Origin of the sequence: Tardiphaga sp. OK245 (assembly GCF_900108575.1) — a bacterium.
GTDB lineage: Bacteria > Pseudomonadota > Alphaproteobacteria > Rhizobiales > Xanthobacteraceae > Tardiphaga > Tardiphaga robiniae.
On record NZ_FNWZ01000001.1, the window covers coordinates 1359785 to 1381231 of the forward strand.

The 21447-nt window shown below is 62.3% G+C and carries 23 protein-coding genes; 7 read left to right on the top strand and 16 right to left on the bottom strand.

The annotated features are described in order from the left end of the window. Positions 1 to 88: 88 nt before the first annotated feature. From hemH to BLW80_RS06250, 4 genes are all read right to left on the bottom strand, one after another. Positions 89 to 1126, bottom strand: coding sequence for a ferrochelatase (gene hemH, locus BLW80_RS06235; RefSeq protein WP_093757209.1), 1038 nt, complete (start codon positions 1124 to 1126; stop codon positions 89 to 91). A gap of 71 nt (positions 1127 to 1197) precedes the next feature. Further along, complete coding sequence (locus tag BLW80_RS06240) at positions 1198 to 2367, bottom strand: nickel/cobalt transporter (protein WP_244527974.1); 1170 nt, start codon at positions 2365 to 2367, stop codon at positions 1198 to 1200. Between the two features lie 89 nt (positions 2368 to 2456). After that, positions 2457 to 3092, bottom strand: a complete 636-nt coding sequence (locus BLW80_RS06245; RefSeq protein ID WP_244527976.1) for a DUF1007 family protein — start codon at positions 3090 to 3092, stop codon at positions 2457 to 2459. Positions 3093 to 3105: 13 nt separating this feature from the next. Then, positions 3106 to 5196 carry a M3 family metallopeptidase gene (locus BLW80_RS06250; protein ID WP_093757211.1) on the bottom strand — a complete coding sequence of 697 codons (2091 nt, stop codon included), beginning with the start codon at positions 5194 to 5196 and terminating at the stop codon, positions 3106 to 3108. A gap of 131 nt (positions 5197 to 5327) precedes the next feature. On the opposite strand from BLW80_RS06250, the gene BLW80_RS06255 reads away from it, so the two are divergent. The 6 genes from BLW80_RS06255 to BLW80_RS06285 all read left to right on the top strand — a co-directional run bounded on the left by BLW80_RS06255 (position 5328) and on the right by BLW80_RS06285 (position 11031). Then, positions 5328 to 5579, top strand: coding sequence for a hypothetical protein (locus tag BLW80_RS06255; RefSeq protein WP_068728984.1), 252 nt, complete (start codon positions 5328 to 5330; stop codon positions 5577 to 5579). A gap of 874 nt (positions 5580 to 6453) precedes the next feature. Further along, positions 6454 to 7596, top strand: a complete 1143-nt coding sequence (locus tag BLW80_RS06265) for a type III PLP-dependent enzyme (RefSeq protein WP_068728986.1) — start codon at positions 6454 to 6456, stop codon at positions 7594 to 7596. Between the two features lie 147 nt (positions 7597 to 7743). Further along, a complete protein-coding gene (locus BLW80_RS06270) occupies positions 7744 to 8340 on the top strand; it encodes a GNAT family N-acetyltransferase (RefSeq protein ID WP_093757212.1) in 597 nt (198 codons plus the stop codon). A 54-nt stretch (positions 8341 to 8394) separates the two neighbouring features. Further along, positions 8395 to 8781, top strand: coding sequence for a RidA family protein (locus BLW80_RS06275; protein WP_092145934.1), 387 nt, complete (start codon positions 8395 to 8397; stop codon positions 8779 to 8781). A 271-nt stretch (positions 8782 to 9052) separates the two neighbouring features. Next, complete coding sequence (gene rnk, locus BLW80_RS06280; protein ID WP_093757213.1) at positions 9053 to 9457, top strand: nucleoside diphosphate kinase regulator; 405 nt, start codon at positions 9053 to 9055, stop codon at positions 9455 to 9457. Between the two features lie 128 nt (positions 9458 to 9585). Continuing rightward, positions 9586 to 11031 carry a homospermidine synthase gene (locus BLW80_RS06285; protein WP_093757214.1) on the top strand — a complete coding sequence of 482 codons (1446 nt, stop codon included), beginning with the start codon at positions 9586 to 9588 and terminating at the stop codon, positions 11029 to 11031. Positions 11032 to 11246: 215 nt separating this feature from the next. On the opposite strand, the gene BLW80_RS06290 is transcribed toward BLW80_RS06285, so the two are convergent. After that, entirely contained in the window at positions 11247 to 11987 is a 741-nt protein-coding gene (locus tag BLW80_RS06290) for an acetoacetate decarboxylase (RefSeq protein WP_093757215.1), read from the bottom strand. Between the two features lie 216 nt (positions 11988 to 12203). Between BLW80_RS06290 and BLW80_RS06295 the strand changes: the two genes are divergently transcribed. Next, positions 12204 to 12689 carry a MaoC family dehydratase gene (locus BLW80_RS06295; RefSeq protein ID WP_093757216.1) on the top strand — a complete coding sequence of 162 codons (486 nt, stop codon included), beginning with the start codon at positions 12204 to 12206 and terminating at the stop codon, positions 12687 to 12689. Between the two features lie 24 nt (positions 12690 to 12713). On the opposite strand, the gene BLW80_RS29790 is transcribed toward BLW80_RS06295, so the two are convergent. From BLW80_RS29790 to BLW80_RS06350, 11 genes are all read right to left on the bottom strand, one after another. Beyond that, positions 12714 to 13052 carry a superantigen-like protein SSL4 gene (locus BLW80_RS29790; protein WP_139285783.1) on the bottom strand — a complete coding sequence of 113 codons (339 nt, stop codon included), beginning with the start codon at positions 13050 to 13052 and terminating at the stop codon, positions 12714 to 12716. A gap of 103 nt (positions 13053 to 13155) precedes the next feature. Next, positions 13156 to 13872, bottom strand: coding sequence for an MgtC/SapB family protein (locus BLW80_RS06305; protein WP_089265780.1), 717 nt, complete (start codon positions 13870 to 13872; stop codon positions 13156 to 13158). A 96-nt stretch (positions 13873 to 13968) separates the two neighbouring features. Continuing rightward, positions 13969 to 14991: a WD40 repeat domain-containing protein gene (locus BLW80_RS06310; RefSeq protein WP_093757218.1), complete on the bottom strand. Its 1023-nt coding sequence runs from the start codon at positions 14989 to 14991 to the stop codon at positions 13969 to 13971. Further along, on the bottom strand, positions 14991 to 16034 hold the full coding sequence (locus BLW80_RS06315; RefSeq protein WP_068729004.1) for a CobW family GTP-binding protein: 1044 nt from the start codon (positions 16032 to 16034) through the stop codon (positions 14991 to 14993). Before BLW80_RS06315 ends, BLW80_RS06310 begins: the two co-directional genes overlap by 1 nt. A gap of 60 nt (positions 16035 to 16094) precedes the next feature. Further along, the gene (locus BLW80_RS06320; protein WP_093757219.1) at positions 16095 to 16976 is read right to left on the bottom strand and encodes a metal ABC transporter substrate-binding protein; all 882 of its coding nucleotides are present in this window, start codon (positions 16974 to 16976) and stop codon (positions 16095 to 16097) included. 11 nt (positions 16977 to 16987) lie between these two features. Beyond that, complete coding sequence (locus BLW80_RS06325) at positions 16988 to 17857, bottom strand: metal ABC transporter permease (RefSeq protein WP_089265777.1); 870 nt, start codon at positions 17855 to 17857, stop codon at positions 16988 to 16990. 5 nt (positions 17858 to 17862) lie between these two features. Continuing rightward, positions 17863 to 18621 (bottom strand): metal ABC transporter ATP-binding protein, encoded by a 759-nt coding sequence (locus BLW80_RS06330; RefSeq protein ID WP_093757220.1) that lies wholly within the window; start codon positions 18619 to 18621, stop codon positions 17863 to 17865. Continuing rightward, a complete protein-coding gene (locus BLW80_RS06335; RefSeq protein WP_093757221.1) occupies positions 18618 to 18830 on the bottom strand; it encodes a hypothetical protein in 213 nt (70 codons plus the stop codon). The genes BLW80_RS06330 and BLW80_RS06335 overlap by 4 nt, the downstream gene beginning before the upstream one ends. Before the next feature lie 90 nt (positions 18831 to 18920). After that, positions 18921 to 19295, bottom strand: coding sequence for a fluoride efflux transporter CrcB (gene crcB / locus BLW80_RS06340; protein ID WP_093757375.1), 375 nt, complete (start codon positions 19293 to 19295; stop codon positions 18921 to 18923). 170 nt (positions 19296 to 19465) lie between these two features. Continuing rightward, positions 19466 to 20065, bottom strand: coding sequence for a superoxide dismutase (locus tag BLW80_RS06345; protein WP_093757222.1), 600 nt, complete (start codon positions 20063 to 20065; stop codon positions 19466 to 19468). A 121-nt stretch (positions 20066 to 20186) separates the two neighbouring features. Beyond that, positions 20187 to 21428, bottom strand: coding sequence for an MFS transporter (locus tag BLW80_RS06350; RefSeq protein ID WP_093757223.1), 1242 nt, complete (start codon positions 21426 to 21428; stop codon positions 20187 to 20189). Between the last annotated feature and the right edge of the window lie 19 nt (positions 21429 to 21447).

A 21447-nucleotide genomic window follows, 5' to 3' on the forward strand; every position in this document is an offset into this window, starting at 1 on the left:
CGAACCAGGAGTTGTTCATGACGGCGTCATCCTTCGAGACGCGGCCAGATGGCCGCTCCTCAGGATGAGGACTGAGTTTGTTGCGCTTCTAGATCCAGCCCTGCAGCTCGCGGAGCACAAGCTGGCGGATCGTGTCCATGCCCTCGTCGCTGTCGTTGAGGCAGGGGATCGCAGAGAATTGCTCGCCGCCATTGTGCATGAAGATCTCGCAATTCTCCTGCGCGATTTCTTCCAGCGTCTCCAGGCAGTCGGCCGAGAAGCCAGGCATTACGACGGCAATGCGACGCACGCCGTCCTTAGCGAGCTGCTCGATGGTCTTGTCCGTATAGGGTTGCAGCCAGGCGTCGAATCCGAAGCGCGACTGGAAGGTCAGCAGCAGCTTCGGCGCGTCCGGTCCGAGCCGCTTGCGCAGCGCTTCGGTTGTGGCCACGCATTGCGCCTGATAGGGATCGCCCTTGTCGATATATTTCTGCGGCATGCCGTGGAACGACGCCACGATCATTTCCGGCACGAATGACAGCGTCGCCAGATGCTTCTCGATAGAGATCGCCAGCGCACTGATATAATCCGGCTCGTCATAATAAGGCGGCGTGACCCGCAGCGTCGGCTGCGCACGCATGGTACCGAGCACGCGGAACACTTCGTCGCAGACCGTCGCAGACGTCGCCGCCGAATATTGCGGATACAGCGGCACCACCAGAATGCGGTCGCAGCCCTTTGCAGTCAGGTCAGCGATGCGGGAACGGATCGACGGATTGCCGTAGCGCATCGCCCAATCCACCACGAGATGGGTATGGCTATCGAGTGACGCCGCGAGCTTGTCGGACTGCGCACGGGTGATCGTCTTCAACGGAGATTCGTTTTTCTCCGTGTTCCAGATCTTCAGATAGTCCTTGGCTTTGCGGCGCGGCCGTGTGGTCAGGATGATGCCATTGAGGATCAGCTTCCACAGCAGGCCCTGGTTCTCGATCACGCGCGGATCGGACAGGAACTCTCTGAGATAGACGCGCACGCCGCGGGTATCCGCGGTGTCGGGAGTTCCGAGATTGACCAGCAAGACGCCGACGCGCTCCGGCATCTCCAGGGTAGAGGCCGGTGGCTGCTCGAGGGAAACGACATTTGTCATGATGCCGGTGGCTTCGCGCTTTGGCTGGACCTTGTCAAGACGACGGACTGTCCATCAGGGCAGCACAGCGATCAGAAACAGGTGACGCGTTCGGCCGCGACATAGCCCAGCAGCAGGCCAACCCCGAACAGCATCACCAGCGCGGCGGCGCCGAACTCGATCCCGCGCATCACCAGCGCGCCACTGCCATCGCGCCCACCAGCCAGACGGCCGGCGAGGCCCTTGGCGGAGACGGCGATGACGGCAATGGTTGCCACGGTAATCGCGGTTCCCAGGCCCATCACGAAAGTCGCAGCGATGCCGGCCCAGAACATCCCCTGCGCCAGCGCGAAGACCAGCACGAGGATCGCGCCGGAACACGGCCGGATGCCCACCGTGAACACGGCCGACAGTCCGCGCGCCCAGCCGCCGAGGCCTGCGAGCTGATCCGGCGTCGGGCCATGGGAATGGCCGCAATGCTCGTCATGAACGTGATCGTGATGACTGTGCTCATGGTGCGCATGTGCTGAAGCGGTTGCCTCGGCATGCGCCGTGTGGGCGTGCGCATGAGAATGAGCGTGGCCATGAGCGTGCTCGTGGTGATGGTGGTCATGGCCATGATCGTGCGCATGCGCGGACGCGCTGGCATGCGCCATCGCGAGCTGCGGGCCGGCGGCCGGCAGCGACGGCCGCAAGGCGCGGACAAAGCCGCGCCCCTTGGTCCAGACCAGCCGCGCGCCGAACGCCGCGATGAGACCGTAGCTGGCGATCTCCACCCAGCGCTCGGTGCTGCACATGGTCTTGGCCGTAACATTCAGCAGCCAGGCGCCGATGCCGACAATCAGCACCGCCACCAGCGCCTGCATCAGCGCCGAGACGAAGGACAATATGATACCGCGCTTGGCGGTCTCTTCATTGGCGACCAGATAGGACGAGATCACCGCCTTGCCGTGCCCGGGGCCGGCGGCGTGGAAGATACCGTAGGCAAAGGAGATCGCCAGCAGCGTCCACACCGCGCTGCCGTCGGATTTTGCGGCACGGATGGTCGAGGACATCGCCCGGTAGAATTCGGACTGCTTGGTGAGCAACCAGCCGATGATGCCGCCGACTTGCGAGTCCGGCACGCCTTTCGGCGCACCGAACGGATTCTGCGCGAGAGCGTGATGCAGCGAAGCGTCGGTCATGGCGGCGACGACCAGCACTGCCGCACAAACAAGAACGACACTCCATCCGCTCGTCATGGCCGGGCTTGTTCCGGCCATCCACGTCTTCCGGATGCCGGTGTCTAGACGTGGATGCCCGGGACAAGCCCGGGCATGACGCGGGGAGAGACCTGTCGATGAACTTACACTCATGGGCAATCGACCGTGATCTTGTTGGCGAACATGGCGCCGTAATTGCTGTTCTCGCCATTCATGAAAGTGTCCTCATTCATGGTCTGCGCCTTGGCGGCGCCGTCCGACGGGCGCTGGATCGCCATCGTGCAGGAGGCCGGCGCGCCAGCCAGCTTGATGGGGTCTTTCTTCTCCAGACCGAAATCGACGAAGAAGCTCGGATCGAAGATTTCCAGCTCCATCTTCTTCGCCTTGAACGGCGTCTTGAACGGCAGCGTGAAGTGCAGCACCAGCGCCGCGTCGCGCTTCTCCAGATAATAGTCGACGGGATCGTTGAAGCGCTGCTTCTTGCCTTCCACCTTGGCGAAGGTGAAGAAGGCGAATTCCTTCAGCGACTCCACATTGGTCTGTGCCAGCGGCGCCAGTTCCTCGCGGGTATAGACACCCTTGGTCTTGCTCTCGATGCCCTGCAGCGCATAGGTCGAGAACATGTCGTCGAATACCCAGGCATGGCGCACGCCGGTGATGGTGCCGTCCGGCGCGTAGATCAGTTCGCTCGATGCCGTGACGAAGACATGCGGGTGGGCGGAGGCAGCAGTGATGCCGCTGGCCAGCGCAGTCATGATCGCGATCAAACCCAAAAAGCGGTTCATCAGAAGCATCACCTCACGCCGCCTCAGGCTCTTCCAGCAACCCGCGCCGCCGCAGCAGCGCATCCGGCGCGGGGGCACGGCCGCGGAACGCTATATAGGCCGCCTCCGGATCGACCGAACCGCCCGACGAATAGATGTCGTCATGCAGCCGCTTGGCCACTGCGGGATCGAAGATATTGCCGGCTTCCTCGAAGGCGCCGAAGGCGTCCGCATCCATCACTTCGGACCACATGTAGCTGTAGTAGCCAGACGCATAGTGATCGCCGGAGAAGATGTGCCCGAACTGCGTCGGCCGGTGCCGCAGCGCGATTTCCTCGGGCATGCCGATCTTTTCCAGCTCCTTCTTCTCGAAGGCCGCGACATCGGCGGAGGCCGACGCCGGCTGGGTGTGGAATTCAATATCGATCAGCGCCGACGAAACGAACTCCACCGTGGCAAAGCCCTGGTTGAACTTGCGGGCAGCGATGAACCGCTTCAGCAGATCGTCGGGCAGCGGCTCGCCGGTCTGGTAGTGCTTGGCGAACGTCTGCAGCACCTGCGGCTGCTCCTGCCAGTGTTCATAGAGTTGCGACGGCAGTTCGACGAAGTCGGTGAACACCGAGGTGCCCGACAGCGAGGGATAGGTGACGTTCGAGAGCATGCCGTGCAAGCCATGGCCGAATTCATGGAACAGCGTGCGCGCATCGTCCGGCGACAGCAATGACGGCTGGCCGTCTGTGCCCTTGGCGAAGTTGCAGATATTCAGCACCAGCGGCGCGACGTCGCCGTCGAGCTTCTGCTGGTCGCGCAGCGAGGTCATCCAGGCGCCGGAGCGCTTCGACGGGCGGGCGAAGTAGTCACCATAGAAGATCGCCTTGAGCGCCCCCTTGGCATCCTTGACCTCCCACACGCGGACGTCGGGATGCCAGACCGGCACGTCCTTGCGCTCGGCGAAGGTGATGCCGAACAAGCGCGTCGCGGTGTCGAATTGCGCCGCGATCATATTGTCGAGGGTCAGATAAGGCTTGATCGCCGCATCATCGAAATTGGCGCGGCGCTGGCGCAGCTTTTCGGCGTAATAGCGCCAATCCCAGGCGGCGAGCTTGAAGTTGCCACCCTCCTCCGCAATCAGCTCCTGCAGCGCATCGCGATCGGCCAGCGCGCGGGCACGCGCCGGCTTCCAGACCCGCTCCAGCAGACCGCGCACCGCCTCCGGCGTCTTGGCCATGGAGTCTTCCAGGCGATAGGCTGCGAAGGTCGGGAAGCCCAGGATTTTCGCTGTCTCCTCGCGTAGCTTCAGGATTTCGACGATGGTGTCGTTGTTGTCATTGGCGTTGCCATTGTTGCCGCGCTGGATGAAGGCCTTGTAGGCCCTCTCGCGCAGGTCGCGCCGCGCCGCGCTTTTCAAGAACGGCTCCATCGAGGACCGCGACGTGGTGATGATCGCCTTGCCAGTCATGCCGCGCTCGTCAGCCGAGGCCCTGGCCGAAGCGACGAAGCTCTCGGCGAGCCCATCGAGATCGCCTTCGCCCAGCTCCATGAACCACTCCTGCTCGTCGCCGAGCAGATGATGGCTGAAACTGGTGCCGAGATGCGCCAAGCGCTCGTTGATCTCGGCCATCCGCGCCTTGGCGGTCTCGTCGAGGCCGGCGCCGGAGCGGTGGAAGCGGGTATAGGTCCGCTCCAGGAGACGCATCTGTTCGGTGGTGAGGCCGAGCTCGGCGCGTTTGTCGTGCAGCGCCACGATGCGGCCGAACAATACGGCATTCATCATGATTGGATTCCAGTGCCGCGCCATCCGCGACGACACGTCCTTGTCGATCTCCAGGATCGCCGGATTGGAATGCGCCGACACCAGATCGTAGAACACCGAGGCGACCCGCGAGAGCAACTTGCCGGATCGCTCCAGCGCCGTGATCGTATTGGCAAAGTCTGGCACGGCCGGATCGTTCACGATCGCGGCAATCTCGGCCGAATGGTCGAAAAACGCCTGTTCGAACGCCGGCATGAAGTGCTCGGGCTTGATCTCGTCGAACGGCGGGGTCTCGAACGGGGTCTGCCAGGCTTTCAGAAGCGGATTTTCGAGACCTTTCGACGCAACCGGCGAGACCGACGTTTCTGACATAAGAAATCCTGCTTTGAGGCCCATAGAATGCGTCGATCTATACCACGCGATGGGGCTTTTTTGGGCCCTTTAGTGCTTGCCGCAGCAGGCTTTTTCGGAGAGATTGCGGCCCGAAACAGGACCTTGAGATTATGACCACCTCCACCGCCCCTCGCCGCATCTACTGGCCCAGCGTCATCACCGTCATCTCGGCGGCGATCCTGATCGGCGCGGAAGTGTTCGGCGCCGCCTTCGCGGGCGGCTGGGCGCTGTCGATCCTGTTCGGCCTCTCCACCACCGGCGAGCACATCCTGCAGGTTTGCCTGTTCCTGTGCGGCGTCGCCATCATGGTCGCCTTCCTGCGCACCGCCGCACGGATCGAGCCGTTCACCCGCCGCGGCTGAGAACTGCGCGCCCGCGCAGCTCCACTCTCCGGCTTCTTCACACTCGACTGTCATCGCCCAGCCAGGCGCGCAATTGCGTGCTTGAGTCGAGTGCCAGTCACCCGGGCTGCTCGTGATTCGTCGCTAGCTGTAGCGTTTACGGGATCCTTCCTCTCGCGGAAGAAGACACCGAGAGCGAGATGACAGCCGCACGAGAGGACGACTACAGGACCATGACGCTGGTGTAGTTCAGCACTCCACGCCAGGCCCAGACTACGCCAATTCCTTAACCGAACTTAACATCCGTTCATGTTGAGCGCGCTGAGTGCGTCTCGTTTGCAACGCTGCGCGATGGCGTTGAATAAAATGCCCCACAGCCCAAAAAAATTGTTGCGTACCAGGGTCAAAGAACCTATTTCCGGTCTTGCCCAATTTCGCACGTGCCTGTGGTCGTGTGTCAGTCGGTAGGTATCCGGACAAGAGGCCGGACAGCCGCCAAGGGATGAAGAAGCCGAGGGTCGTTCGCGGAGTTTTGCGAAAGGCCAGCATCTCTCTCCAGAGATGCCGTTGAAGGTGACTTTGTTCTTTGCAACCGTGACTGGCAGCCGGAGGCGAACCGGCGCACCTCGTTCTCAACGGGGGACGCGACTTAAAGCAACGACGGAGCGGGCTTTTTTGGTCTCTGCTGGCTTTCCAACAGCCAGCGCGAATACCGAAGAGGCTTGTCCTTCATTGCCAGGTGTGCGGTAGGGTCACTCCCAACCAATCCACGGCAGCACTTACGGTCTGTACTTTTGGCTTTGCCACGCCTCCATCGCGTGTCTGGGTCCGAAAGCGCTGAACCGTCATCATTTTTTGAACGTGACCCTTTCGCGGGGCCGTTTGGGAGAGTGCTATGACCGAACGTATTCAGGAATTCCTCCGCGCCCGCCGCAACGAGGGCACCGATGTCGAGCCGTGCCTCGTCGTCGACCTCGAAGTCGTGCGCGACAACTTCCAGAGCTTTGCGAAGGCTTTGCCCGACAGCCGCGTGTTCTACGCGGTGAAGGCAAACCCGGCGCCGGAAGTGCTGTCGCTGCTGGCCTCGATGGGCTCGTGCTTCGACTGCGCGTCGGTGCAGGAAATCCAGATGGCGCTCGACGCTGGCGCCACGCCGGACCGCATCTCCTTCGGCAACACCATCAAGAAGGAACGCGATATCGCGCGCGCCCACGCGCTCGGCATCGGCCTGTTCTCGGTCGACTGCGCCGCTGAGGTCGAGAAGATCGCGCGCGCCGCTCCCGGCGCCCGCGTGTTCTGCCGCATTCTCTACGATTGCGCCGGCGCCGAGTGGCCGCTGTCGCGCAAGTTCGGCTGCGATCCGGAAATGGCTGTCGACGTGCTGGACCTCGCCAAGCGTCTTGGCCTGGAGCCCTATGGCATTTCATTCCATGTCGGCTCGCAGCAGCGCAAGGTGAAGGCATGGGACCGTGCGCTGGCGATGGCCTCGTCGGTGTTCCGTGACTGCGCCGAGCGCGGGATCAACCTCTCCATGGTCAATATGGGCGGCGGCTTCCCGACCAAGTACCTCAAGGAAGTCCCGGCGGTCGTGCAGTACGGCCGTTCGATCTTCCGTGCGCTGCGCAAGCACTTCGGCAACGCGATTCCGGAGACCATCATCGAGCCGGGTCGCGGCATGGTCGGCAATGCCGGCATCATCGAAGCCGAAGTCGTTCTGATCTCGAAGAAGAGCGACGAGGACGACGTGCGCTGGGTTTACCTGGACATTGGCAAGTTCGGCGGTCTCGCCGAGACCATGGACGAGTCGATCCGTTACGCCATCAAGACGCCGCATGACGGCGCCGAGATGACGCCCTGCGTGCTCGCCGGCCCGACCTGCGATTCGGCCGACGTGATGTATGAGAAGCTGCCGTATCCGCTGCCCGTGACTCTCGAGATAGGCGACAAGCTGCTGATCGAAGGCACCGGCGCCTATACGTCGACCTACTCGGCAGTGGCGTTCAACGGCTTCCCGCCGCTGCGCACCTTCCATATCTGAGCGTTGCAAATTTAAGTTCGCTCACTATATCCGGCATCCACCCCGGATATGACTAATCGGAGAGTCGGCCCGCCGGCTCTCATCCCGTCACCTTCCAATTCTGGATGACAACACTCCGTGTGAAAACGGAGTGGGGACCGACATGCCATGACCGATCTGCACGAGACCGCCACTAACAACACTGTTGCTTTGCCCATCGCAGCCCCTTCGTACGAGATCCGTGCGGAACGTGGCTCCGACGTCGCCGCCCGTGAATCTCTGCTGGATGTGTGCTTCGGCGCTTCGCGCCATGCCCGCACCTGCCAGCGACTGCGTGACGGACGACTGCCCGCCGAAGGCCTGGCCTTCTCGGCGGTGGTGCAAGGCAGGCTGGTCGGCACGATCAGGCTTTGGCATGTCGATGCCGGGGGCCGAGCTGCATTGATGCTCGGCCCCCTGGCGGTCGATCCGGGAGTCCGCGACCTTGGCCTTGGCGCCGCGTTGATGAATCACGCGATCGCCGAGGCCTCGGCGCGCGGCCATGGCGCCATCGCGCTGCTCGGCGATGCGCCTTATTATGCCCGCTTCGGCTTCATGCCCCAGAAAATGACCGATCTGGCGCTGCCGGGGCCGTTCGAGCGCGATCGCCTGCTCGGCCTCGAGCTGAAGCCCGGAGCGCTGGATGGCGCCCGCGGCATCATCTTCGGAAGCGGTAAATGGGTCCGCAAGGCTGCTGAGACTGCCGATCTGGCCCACGCAGCTTGATTTGACCACCAAGACACGGCATTGCGGAGCTCTCCTCTGCAGGGGAGCCCGGTAATGACACGCAAACTGATTTCCACCGGATCGCCATTCGAAAAGACCGCTGGCTACAGCCGTGCGGTGGTCGACGGCGATTTCTGCTTCGTATCCGGAACCACCGGCTACGATTACACCACCATGATCTTGCCGGTCGATGTCACGGCACAGGCACAGAACTGCTTCAAGACCATTGAAGCCGCGCTGAAGGAGGCCGGCTTTGCCATGGCCGATATCGTGCGTGCGATCTACTACATCACGGACGCCAGCGACGCCGACAAGGTGTTCGCGGTGACCGGTGCCCATCTCGGCGAGATCAGGCCCGCTGCCACGCTCCTCGTGGTCTCCGGGCTCTACAAGCCCGAGATGAAAGTCGAAATCGAAGTCACCGCCAAGCGGCGCAGCTGATCGTCAACCGCGCGTCAGACACACCCGTTGGACGTCGCTGCTAGCAACGGCGCCATCGCCGGTTGACTTTCACTGCAGGATACATAGGTTTCGGCCATCATGACGAACCTGCCCCGCAACCGCTTACTGCTCCGCGCCGGTCACCTTCAAGCAGGAATGTGACCCGGGCGCACGTGCGCGTGCCGTCCGGGCTTGTTCGATTTCAGCATCCTCATCATTCTTGGCATGCTCGGGCGCTTTGCGCGCCGGGCGTCATTTGGCTGTGAAACCCATGATCCATTCCCTTCGCACTGAGCTGCCGCCCATCACACTCCGCCGCAGCGACCGTGAGCGTCTCGGCGTACTGGCCGAGGCCGCTGCAGAGAAATACCCTGTGACCGCCGACTTTCTGGCCGGCGAAGTTGAGCGCGCGACGATCGTGCCCGACACTCATCCATTGCCCGGAATCGTCGGCATGGGGTCCGATGTGACGTTCCGCGACGATATCAGCGGGCAGGAAAAGCACGTCACACTGGTCTATCCGACCTCCGCCGACGTGGACACCGGGCGAATTTCGGTATTGACCCCGATCGGAGCCGCGCTTATCGGCCTTTCTGCGGGGCAGTCCATTACATTCGAGACGCCCTCGGGGGAACCACGTTCGCTGACCATTCTCTCGGTCGGCATACGGCGCTGAGCTGCATTTAATACCGGCATCGAGATTTCATTCCCGAAATTTCATTCTGATGTCACATCGTCACTGTCCTTTCCCAACCGCGCACGACGCAGCGCGTTCATCTTGATCCTGTCTGGAGTTAGAAGCTGATGTCCTCATCCCCCGCCTCGCCGATCTACGCGAAGATCACTGGCCCCATCGTGATCGTCGGCTTCGGCTCGATCGGCAAGGGCATGGTGCCGATGATCGAGCGGCATCTCGACTACGACAAGTCGCGCATCACCGTGCTCGACCCCAAGGATGAAGGCCGCAAGGCGCTGTGCGACAAGCATGGCCTGCGCTTCATCCAGCAGGGGCTGACCAGGGAGAATTATCGCGAACTGCTGACGCCGCTCCTCACTGAGGGCGGCGGCCAGGGTTTTTGCGTCAACCTGTCGGTCGATACCGGCTCGGTCGATATCATGGAGCTCTGCAACGAGCTCGGCGCGCTCTACATCGACACGGTCAACGAGCCCTGGCTCGGCTTCTATTTCGACGCATCGAAGGGCGCCGAAGCGCGCTCCAACTACGCTTTGCGCGAAACGACGCTGGCCGCCAAGAAGGCACGCAAGGCCGGCTCGACCACGGCGGTCTCCTGCTGCGGCGCCAATCCCGGCATGGTCTCCTTCTTCGTCAAGCAGGCGCTGCTGAATGTCGCCTCCGACCTGAAGCTCAACGCCCCGCAGCCGAAGACCAAGGCCGAATGGGCGGACCTGATGCGGCAGGCCGGCATCAAGGGCGTCCACATCGCTGAGCGCGACACGCAACGCTCCAAGTCGCCGAAGCCGCCGGAGGTCTTCGTCAACACCTGGTCGGTCGAAGGCTTCCTCTCGGAAGGCGTGCAGCCGTCCGAACTCGGCTGGGGCACCCATGAAAAGTGGATGCCGGAGAATGCACACACCCATGAGGCCGGCTGCGGCGCTGCGATCTACCTGATGCAGCCCGGCGCCAATACGCGCGTGCGCACCTGGTGCCCGACGCGCGGCGCGCAATACGGCTTCCTCGTCACCCACAACGAGTCGATCTCGATCTCCGATTATTTCACGGTGCGTGACGCGTCGGGCACCGCGGTTTTCCGGCCGACCTGCCACTATGCCTATCACCCGGCAGACGATGCCGTACTGTCGCTGCACGAGATGTTCGGCTCCGGCAAGATGCAGACGAAGCACCACATCCTCGACGAGAACGAAATCGTCGACGGCATCGACGAACTCGGCGTGCTGCTCTACGGCCACGACAACAATGCCTACTGGTTCGGCTCACAGCTCTCCATCGAGGAGACGCGTGAACTCGCGCCCTATCAGAACGCCACCGGCCTGCAGGTGACCTCGGCCGTGCTCGGCGGCATGGTCTGGGCGCTGGAGCACCCGACCGAAGGCATCGTCGAAGCCGACGAGATCGACTTCGAGCGTCTGCTGGAGATCCAGACACCCTATCTCGGCCCGGTGAAGGGCTACTACACCGACTGGACGCCGCTCGAAGGTCGCCCGGGCCTGTTCCCGGAAGATATCGACACGAGCGACCCGTGGCAGTTCAAGAACGTGCTGGTGCGTTGAACTGAGTGCTCAGCCTGAATGAGTAACGACGAAGGCGGCAGTGTCGGACACTGCCGCCTTTTTTGTACCTTCGCATTTTATGGTGAGGCTCTGCCTTCTCCCCACGTCATGGCCGGGCCTGACCCGGCCATCCATCTTCGTTGGACGGTGCAGAAAGGTGGATACGCGGGTCAAGCCCGCGTATGACGTCGGCGTGTGAGGAGGCCCTGGACAGCTCACTTCGCCAGATAATCAAACGCCACTTCGCCCAATCCCAGCGTCAGGTCGCACTTGAAGTGCAATGCCGACACGACCTCTTTCACCGGCAACCGCGCCACATCCGCCAGCGCATGTGGAAACAGGCCGAGCGCCGCAGGTCCGGTCCAGGCTTCCTTCAGATTGATCTGTTCCAAGTGATAGCGCACCAGCTCGCAGATGCGCGGCGTGCCGTCCACATGCGGGATGATCTTGAGAATAAAGTTAGGCACCTGCAGCGCGTGCATTACCGTGTCATGATCCACCGGCCGGTGCTTGTAGCCCATGGTGCCTGACGCGCAGAGCACGGAGCCGTAATGCAGCGTACCCACCAGTACGTCGCTTTCGACCACGATCTTCGGGGTCGCGCGTTTCTTCGGAAAGCCCCACAGCTCTCGCCCGCCGGCGATCGGCGCATCGTCGTCGAGATACATCGAGTGGATATAGACGCCCTCGACGCCGTTGAGGCGGACCGGAATCGCCTGCCCGGTTTCGGTGTAGTCGCCGAAGCCCGTGGAGTCCGGCATGCGGATGAATTCGTATTTGACGATGTTATCGACGATCTCCAGCGGCTCCGGCACCACGGCCTGCAGCGCGTCCATGTCGGTGCGATAGCTGATGATGAAATATTCGCGGTCGTAGAATTTGTAGGGCCCGCGCGGGAATGACGGATTGGTCAGCGGCATCGAATAGGCGTTGTTGCGAACGTCGTCGATTTTCATGAAGCACCCCTGTGATCTCGTGCGCAGGGAGTATGGAGGCGACTGGCGAAGCTGGCGAGACAAGATTGCAGGCACCTGCCCAGCCAGCCGCCGTGGACACGTGAAAACACGAGACCACGATGACATATGAGCTTAAAAAGGGCCGTTTGAAACGCCGTCCATGACGGGCGCAAATATTGGGAAGCCGGAGTGTCAGACGAGAGACGTGCAGCCGAAATGGAAGCGATCCGCGCCAAGCTGATTCCGCTGGAACAATATCGCAAGCTGCTCAACGGACCCGAACTCGTGTCGGAATGGCTGATGGTCGATCAGACGATGATCGATACGTTTGCAGACGCCACCTGCGATCATCAGTTCATCCACACCGATCCCGAGCGCGCCAAGGCTGAGACGCCGTTTGGCGGTACGATCGCCCATGGATTTCTAACGCTGTCATTGCTGTCGACGCTGGCTTTCGATGCGATGCCGGGCGTCGAGCGAACGCGGATGGGCGTCAACCATGGCTTCGAGCGCGTGCGGTTCAACAGTCCGGTCAAATCCGGCACGCGGGTGCGCGGCAAGTTTCGCTTGGTCAAGCTGACCGAACGCGTGGTTTCGCTGCAATCGGCCTGGAATGCGGTTATCGAAGTGGAAGGTGTGACCAAACCGGCTTTAGAAGCGTACTGGATCACGCTGGCGCTTCTGGATCCCAACACCGACTGAACGCATCGCTCGCTCAGCGTATGACTACTTCGCCGTGATCGGCGGCGCCGTTTTCTCCGCAGGCGCCGGCGGCAACGCCGGCTTGGCGCCGGCATCGCGTGCTTCTGCATCCGGACGCGCCGGCTGCGGCGACGTTTCCTGCGGGCGCTGGCCAGTGGTCGCGGGTTCTGCGGGGGCCGACGGCTTGTTTTCGGCACCCGGCGTCGACTGCAGTGGCGGCGTCGCCTGGGCAAATCGAGCGGATGGTGGCGTCAGCGTGAGCCGCGCCATTGCCGACGTCGATGCGCCCAATCCTGCTGCGGTCGCCAAGATCGCGATCGTGAAATACGTCCGGAACACGCGCGTCTGGGTCGTCGGGATCATGGCATCCACCGCAGTTAATCGGTGACAACGGGAGCCGGCCGCCAAAGTTCCCGAGCCGGAAAGTCGCAGATCGCCTATGGCGCCCTGGACTTCTTCTGGACGACTAGTCCTTGGTGCTGACGTCCCATGTGGCGTTGCGCACGCCGGCATACGCCTCGAGCCGGGCGGCCACGGCATCCAGCTCCTTGGGATCGACGGCCGTCGAGACCAGCGTGGCCACGATCTCCTGCTGGGTGTCGCTCTGCTCGATCACATCGACATCGCCGACCGGATATTTTGCGGCTTCCAGCGCCTCCTGCAGGCGCTCGCGCATCTCGGGTACCACCTCGGGCGAGACTGTGAGCCGCACGTAATAGGTCACTTCCGACGACTTCGCGTCCAGCGGCGCCCGGTTGATCGCATTGACCAGCGGCCGCAGCAGCGTATTGCCGGCCAGCACGAAAAACGTAAGCGCGATAGCCTGTGCGATCATGTCCGCGCCGGCGCAGGAGCCCACCGCGGCCGAACTCCATAGCGTCGCCGCCGTATTGAGGCCGCGCACATTGGTGCCTTCCTTCATGATGACGCCCGCGCCGAGAAAGCCAATGCCGGAGACGACATAGGCGATCACGCGCACCGCGCCATCGGCACCGTGCAGCTGCATCGCGAGATCGACGAAAGCGGCCGCCCCGAGCGCCACCAGCACATTGGTGCGCAGGCCCGCGGTGCGCTGGCGATACTGTCGCTCAGCACCGATCAGCGTGCCCAGCACAAAGGCCGTGGCCAGGCTGAGCAGCGTGTCGAGGAAGTCGTAGGTCTGGAATGTTGCCAAAAATCGCATGATGTCTGCATGCGTACAGGAAGTGACGGGCGGATGACAATGCCGCCTCGCACCGACCGTCGTGAACTCCCTCTCCCCACAGGGGAGGTGAAAGAACTACAGCTCCAGCAATCCCGCATCGCCGTCCTGATCGGCGAAGGCCAGCAGCGTACCCTTGGCATTCCAGGCCAGCGCGCTGACGGGCTGCCCCTTGTTGGCGCGTACCAAAATTTCCGCGCCGTCGGTCATGCGGACCATCAGGATAGTGCCGTCACTGTAACCGGCGGCCAGGATGTCCTGCTTGGGATGACAGGCCACCATGGTGACCTTGGCCTTGAGCGGCGCCAGCATCGCCGGCTCCTTGCCCATCGGGCCGTCCTTGCTGGCAAACGGCCAGATGATGACCGTATCGGCGCCCGAGGTCGCGAGACCCTTGCCGCCGGCGCTCCAGGAAATCGAGCGCACGCGTGCCGGATAGCCGGTCATGCGCATGTGCTTGCCGTCGACGAGACGCCAGCCATGCAGCGCCGGCTCATGCATCGCGGTGACCAGAAACTTGTTGTCCGGGCTGAATGTCACGCCGAGATGCGAACCGGCCCATTCCAGCACTTCGGCATTGCCGGCCATGTTGGGAAACCACAGCGTCACGCCGTTGTAATGTGCAATCGCGAGCCGCAGCCCCTTGGGTGCAAATGCCAGACCGCCAACGGTCGATGGCACCTCGAAGAATTTCACTTCGCCCTTCGGCGCCTGCACGAAGGCCGTCTTGCCCGCCGACCACGCCACAGCGCCGTCGGGATGCAGCGCGACGCTGTCGATCCAGCGCCGCTTGGTATCGGTCGCAAAGGTCGAGACTGTGCCGTCGCGGTCGAGCACGACGACCTTGCCGTCGTCGCAGCCCATCACGATGCGCTTGCCGTCGGAGGTCGAGCACAGGATGCCACCGAACGCGACCTCGACCGGCGACATCGCGCCTGCCGGATCAACCAGCATGACTTTCTCTTCGGCGCCGACAAAGGCTGCCTTGTCGCCGAGAAAATGCACTGATGTGACCGACGCACCGATGGCCACCGGCAACACACGGTCGGTGACCGAAACGATGGATTCCTGCTCCTGCAGCGGATTGAAATCGGACATCATCAGGCGGGGATGCAGCGTTCGAAGCCGTCGCGAATCAGCTGCTCGGGCAGATCGCGACCGATAAAGACAAGACGGCTTTCGCGCTTCTCGCCGTCCTTCCACGGCCGCTGATGATCGCCTTCCAGCATCATGTGCACGCCCTGAAACACGTAGCGGTCATCGTCGCCAGAGAACGACAAAATGCCCTTGGAGCGCAAAATCTTGCCGCCCTCCTTGGCCATCAGATCCTGCAGCCAGGGCATGAAGGTCGATGCGTCGAGCGCCTTATCGGTGCGCAGCGACATCGAATGCATGTCCTCGTCGTGATAGTGCTTCAGACCACCGTGGCCATGATCATGATGGTGATGATGGCCGTGATCGTGGTCATGATGATCGTGACCGTCGTCCGCATTGAGGAATTCCGGTTCGATCTCCAGAATTCGATCGAGATCGAAGGCGCCACGCTCCAGCACATCGGACAGCTTGACCTGCGCGCGTTCGGTCTTGTGCAGCTTGGCGTAGGGGTTGATGGCGCGGATGCGCGCCTCGACTTCGGCGAGTTCAGCCTTCGACACGAGATCGATCTTGTTCAGCACGATGACGTCGGCAAAGGCGATCTGGTTCTTGGCTTCCGGCGCGTCCTTGAGGCGGTCGCTCAGCCATTTGGCATCGGCCACGGTCACGACGGCATCGAGCCGCGCATGGGCCTGCACGTCCTCGTCGACGAAGAAGGTCTGCGCCACCGGGGCCGGATCCGCGAGGCCCGTGGTCTCGACGATGATCGCGTCGAACTTGCCCTTGCGCTTCATGAGACCGTCGAGAATGCGCACGAGGTCGCCGCGGACAGTGCAGCAGACGCAGCCGTTGTTCATCTCGAACACTTCTTCATCGGCGCCGATGATGAGGTCGTTGTCGATGCCGATCTCGCCGAATTCGTTGACGATCACAGCGTATTTCTTGCCGTGATTTTCCGACAGGATGCGGTTCAGCAGCGTGGTCTTGCCGGCGCCGAGATAGCCGGTCAGCACGGTCACGGGAATTTTGTTGGCAGTCGCTTCAGACATGATTTCTCCGGCGGGTCTTTGCAGCTTGTGGGCAGCGCCGGCAGCAGGGGTGCCCCTGCGCTAACTGGTCAGCGCGCTCGTCAGCGCCTTTATATTGTGCCTGACCATATCAATGTAAGTGGGTGCATCGCCGTTTTCGGCCGTCAGACTGTCCGAATACAGCGTTCCGCCGATTTTTGCCCCGGTCTCGGCGGCGATCCGGCGCATCAGCCGGGGATCGGCGATGTTTTCCAGAAAAACCGCCGGAATTTTCGAGATCTTGAGCTGGGTGATGATGACCGCGATATCCTTCGCGCTGGGCTCCGAATCCGTCGAAACGCCCTGCGGCGCAATAAATTCGATGCCATAGGCCGCCGCGAAATAGCCGAAGGCGTCGTGGGTCGAGATCACCTTGCGGTGCGCCGCGGGGATGGAAGCCACAGCCGCCTTCACGTCACCGTCGAGGGTTGTCAGCTTCGCGAGATAGGCCTCGGCGTTCGCCTTGTAGGTGTCGGCACCGGCAGGATCGGCCTTGGCCAGCGCATCGCGAATGTTTGCGACGTAGATCCTGGCATTGGCCACCGATTGCCAGGCGTGCGGATCCTCGTGCGAGTCGAGCTTGCGCGGTGCGATGCCCTGTGTCGCGGTGACGATGACAGCCTTACCGCCGGATGATTTCACCAGCCGCGGCAGCCAGCCCTCGAAGCCGAGGCCGTTGACGACAACGAGCTTCGCGTCGGCGATCTTTTTCGCGTCACGCGGCGTCGGTGTGTAGACATGCGCATCGCCATTCGGGCCGACCAGGGTCGTGACAGCTATCCGCTCGCCACCGACATTGCGCACGAAGTCACCCAGGAGGGAGAAACTCGCGACGACATCGATCTTGTCCTGCGCACGCGCCGGGACGATCGCAGCGACGAGCGACATGATAGCAGAAAGCACGAATATGCTGGATTTCCGCATGACTGACACACCTACGCCTCAAGATGCCGGCCGGGGAATAACTGCCTCACCAAGCCACTGACATTGCCGAACAAAACCGAAAATACGTAGAGTACCGCGGCGACCAGAATGATCGCGGGGCCGGACGGCACCTTGGTCTGGAACGACAACACCAGACCGAAGTAACCGGAGACCATCGCGCTCGCGACGGAGATCATCATCATCCCCGTGATATCACGCGACCAGAAGCGTGCGATACCCGCCGGCAGGATCATCAGCCCCACCGCGAGCAGCGTACCGAGCGCGTGAAAGCCGTTGACGAGATTGACCACGACCAGCGCGAGGAACGCCAGATGCGCGGGTGCACCGGCGCGCGAAACCGTCCGCAAAAACACCGGATCGACGCATTCGATCACCAGCGGGCGATAGATCACCGCCATCACCACCAGCGTGATCGTCGCGTTGAACGCGATCACCAGCAGCGTCTGATCGTCGAGTGCGAGAATATTGCCAAACAGCACATGCAGCAGATCGATATTGGTGCCGCGCATCGAGACGATGGTGACACCCACCGCGAGCGAGACGAGATAGAACGCGGCTAGCGATGCGTCTTCCTTGATCACGGTGACGCGCGACACGAGACCCGCGAGCAGCGCAACGGAAAAGCCTGCAATCAGGCCACCAAACGTCATCGCGAACAGATTGAGCCCGGAAAACAGGAAGCCGATCGCAGCCCCTGGCAGGATGGCATGCGCCATCGCGTCGCCGACAAGGCTCATCCGCCGCAGCATCAGGAACACGCCGATCGGCGCGCCGCCCAATGCAAGCGCGACCACCCCGGCCAATGCACGACGCATGAATTCGAATTCGAGGAAGGGCGCGATCAGCGCGTCGTAAAGCATGGCGATCAGGCCGCGCGCGAGTGTGTGGCATCGACAACACAGGTGCCGGCGCCATCGTCGAAGGCTTCGCACATGCGCCGCGCCTCCAGCAGATTATCCGCCGTCAGCACCTGCTGGGTCGATCCCCAGGCCACGGAGCCGCGCGCCAGCAGCAGCGTCTCCGGGAAATGCGCGCGCACCATCTCCATATCGTGCAACGCCGCCAGCACCGTGCGCTTCTCGGCATGCCAGTGACGCACCAGCGCAATCAGATCAGCCGACGTCTTGGCGTCAATCGCATTGAACGGCTCGTCGAGCACGATAACGCGTGCGTCCTGCAACAACACCCGCGCAAACAGCATCCGCTGCATCTGGCCGCCCGACAGCGTGCCGATATTGCGATTCTCGAAACCATTGAGGCCGACGGAGGCGAGCGCCTGTCCAATTTGCGCACGCGCGGTCTTGCCAAGGCCGCCGAATATCCCGGTCGTGCGCCAAAGCCCTGTGCCGACGAAGTCGAACACCGAGATAGGGAATGTGCGGTCGATATCGACGCTCTGCGGCAGGTAAGCAATATCGCGCGCCTTCAGGCCGCCAAGTGTGATCGCGCCCGTCAGCGGCTTCAGGATGCCGACGATGCCGCGAAACAGCGTGGATTTGCCGGCGCCGTTCGGCCCGACCACCGCGAGCAAACTGCCAGCGGCGATCTCGCCATTGAGGTGATGCACCGCCGGATGCCGGTCATAGCCCAGTGTGACGTTCTGGAAAGCGAGCTGTGCCGTCATGATGGCCTCATCGCCAGCAGAACCACCGCCCAGAGCGCTGCGGAGACCGCCAGCGCAGCCCCCAGCCGTGCGGGCAACGTCATGCGCAGGATCGACCAGGGCGCAGGCTGGGCCGGATGCGGGCTTGCTGGGCCATGGCTGTGGGTATGACCGTGGCCGTGCGCGTGACCATCGGAATGGTCATCACCGTGGGAATGGGAATGCGCCATGAAATCGGGCCTGAGCCAGTGGAAACCCGGCGCCAAAGCGCCTCACTGTCATTTATGTTATATTATAACATACCGCAAGCCCGGCGCGGATCAGGCGAAATGGCGGACCAGCGCCAGGCCGGCAAAGAGCCCGGCAATCGACAGCACCACCGAGCCCAGCACATAGGCCAGGGCGAGGCCCAATTCGCCGCGCTCATAGAGCACTGCCGTATCCAGTGAAAAGGCCGAAAAGGTCGTGTAGCCGCCGAGGATGCCGGTCATCAGGAACAACCGCCATGGCTGCGAGGCCTCACCCTTGTAAGCGAGATAGCCGGCGATCAGGCCCATCACCGCGGAACCGGTGATGTTGATGATGAAGGTGCCCCACGGGAACGCCGTCCCCATGCAGCGGGTGCAGGTCACGTTGATGACATGGCGCAAGGTGGCGCCAAGCCCGCCGCCGACAAAAACCAAAACATAATTCATCGAACACCCGCTGCGCTTGGTGGCTCCCGTCATTCCGTTCTGCCGCAGCGTGTCTGCGGCGGCAAGTCGCAGCAGGCCGACCAAGACACGAAAACGTCACGACAACGAAAAAGGGCGGCAGCTCGCGCCACCGCCCTTCCCGCGCGTCATTAAACGCAAATCGAAAGCGATCAGACCGCCTTGCCGAACTGCTCGTCGACATATTCCCAGTTCACAAGGTGATCGACGAACGCCTTGAGATAGTCCGGACGACGATTGCGATAGTCGATGTAGTAGGAGTGCTCCCAGACGTCGACGCCGAGGATCGGGGTCGCGCCATGGACCAACGGGCTTTCGCCGTTCGCGGTCTTGGAGATTTCCAGCTTGCCGTTCTTGACCGAGAGCCAGGCCCAGCCGGAGCCGAACTGGCCAACGCCTGCAGCGGCGAAGTCGGTCTTGAACTTCTCGAGACCGCCGAGATCCTCGGTGATCTTCTTCTCCAGACGGCCGGGCAGCTTGTCGCCACCACCGTTCGGCTTCATCCAGTTCCAGAAGTGGAGATGGTTGTAGTGCTGACCGGCATTGTTGAAGAGCGCGGCATTCTTGCCGAACGAGCCCTTCACGATTTCTTCAAGCGATTTGCCTTCGAATTCGGTGCCCTTCAGCAGGTTATTGCCGTTGGTCACGTAAGCCTGATGGTGCTTATCGTGATGGAATTCCAGCGTTTCCTTCGACATATGCGGCGCGAGCGCGTCATAGGCGTAAGGCAGATTGGGAAGCGTGAAGGTCATGGGTCAAGATCCGCAATAATGGGAGAGTTGGCTTAACGGGAACCCTTATAGAAGGTTCCGCCCGGCTCCGACACTCCCATCTTTGCGATCTCGATCGCCTGCGAGCCCGATCGCTTCGCGATCAGGCCGCGCTCGGCATTGCGGCGGAGACGGCATCGCGCCGCACTGGCGGCTTCACATTCATCAGCATCTGGAAGCATCCGGCGATCATCCCGATCACGACGGCGAATTGCCAGGCGCGATCATAATTGCCGAGATGCGAGAAGATCATGCCACCGCCCCAGGCGCCGAGGAAAGATCCTGCCTGATGGCTGAGGAAAGCGATGCCGGTGAGTGTCGCCATGAAGCGCAACCCAAACAGCTGCGCGACGAGGCCGTTCACCAGCGGGACCACGCCGAGCCACAGCGATCCCAGCACGGCTGCGAAGACCATGGTCGTGGTCGGCGTCGCCGGAAAATAGAAATAAGTGGCGAGCGCCAACGAGCGAACGATGTAAATTCCGCCGAGCAAAATCTGCTTCGGATAACGGCCGCCAAGCCAGCCAAAGGCGTAGGAGCCAAACACATTGAACAGACCGACTATTGCCAGCGCGGTGGCGCCAAGCGACGCGTCGAGGCCGCAGATCGCCAGATAATTCGGCAGATGCGTGGTGATGAATACGAGCTGCAGGCCGCAGACAAAGAACGACAACGCCAGCACGATATAACCGGAGTGACCGAGTGCGGACTGCACCACTTCTCCCAAAGATTGCTGCAGCTCATCCGCCGGTGCGCGTTCGATCTTGTCAGACTGGCCAGCAAACAGCGCAGCGGGGAGCATCACCGCAGCGAGGCCGAGAAAGCCGATCAGCGCCACTTGCCAGCCCGCCGTCGAGATCAGCGTCTGCGCCAGCGGCGACGCGATGACGAGACCGAGCGAACCTGCAGCCGACACCGCGCCCATGGTGACGCTGCGCTTGGCAGCGGACACCGAGCGCGAGGCCACCGTCATGGTCATGCTCGACGCCGTGCAAGACAGTGCGAGGCCGACGCAAAGGCCGGCGCCCAGCGTGAACACCAACGGCGTGGTCGCGACCATCATCAGGACGAGACCGGCGGCATAAATCAAAACGCCGGTGATCATGACGTGACGGGTGCCGAAACGATCGGCGATGGCGCCGATAAAGGGCTGCGAGATGCCCCAGATCACGTTCTGCAAAGCGGTGGCCAGGGAGAAATCGGCCGTGGTGATGGCGGTGTCGCGCAGAATCGAGGGTTGAAACAGGCCGAAGCTCTGGCGCATGCCCATGGCCAGGCTGAGCAGCGTCGCCGCGCCGGCCAAAATCGCCCAGCGCTGGTATTTGGAGAGCTCCGCCTCAGTCATTCCAACGTTTCCTTGATCC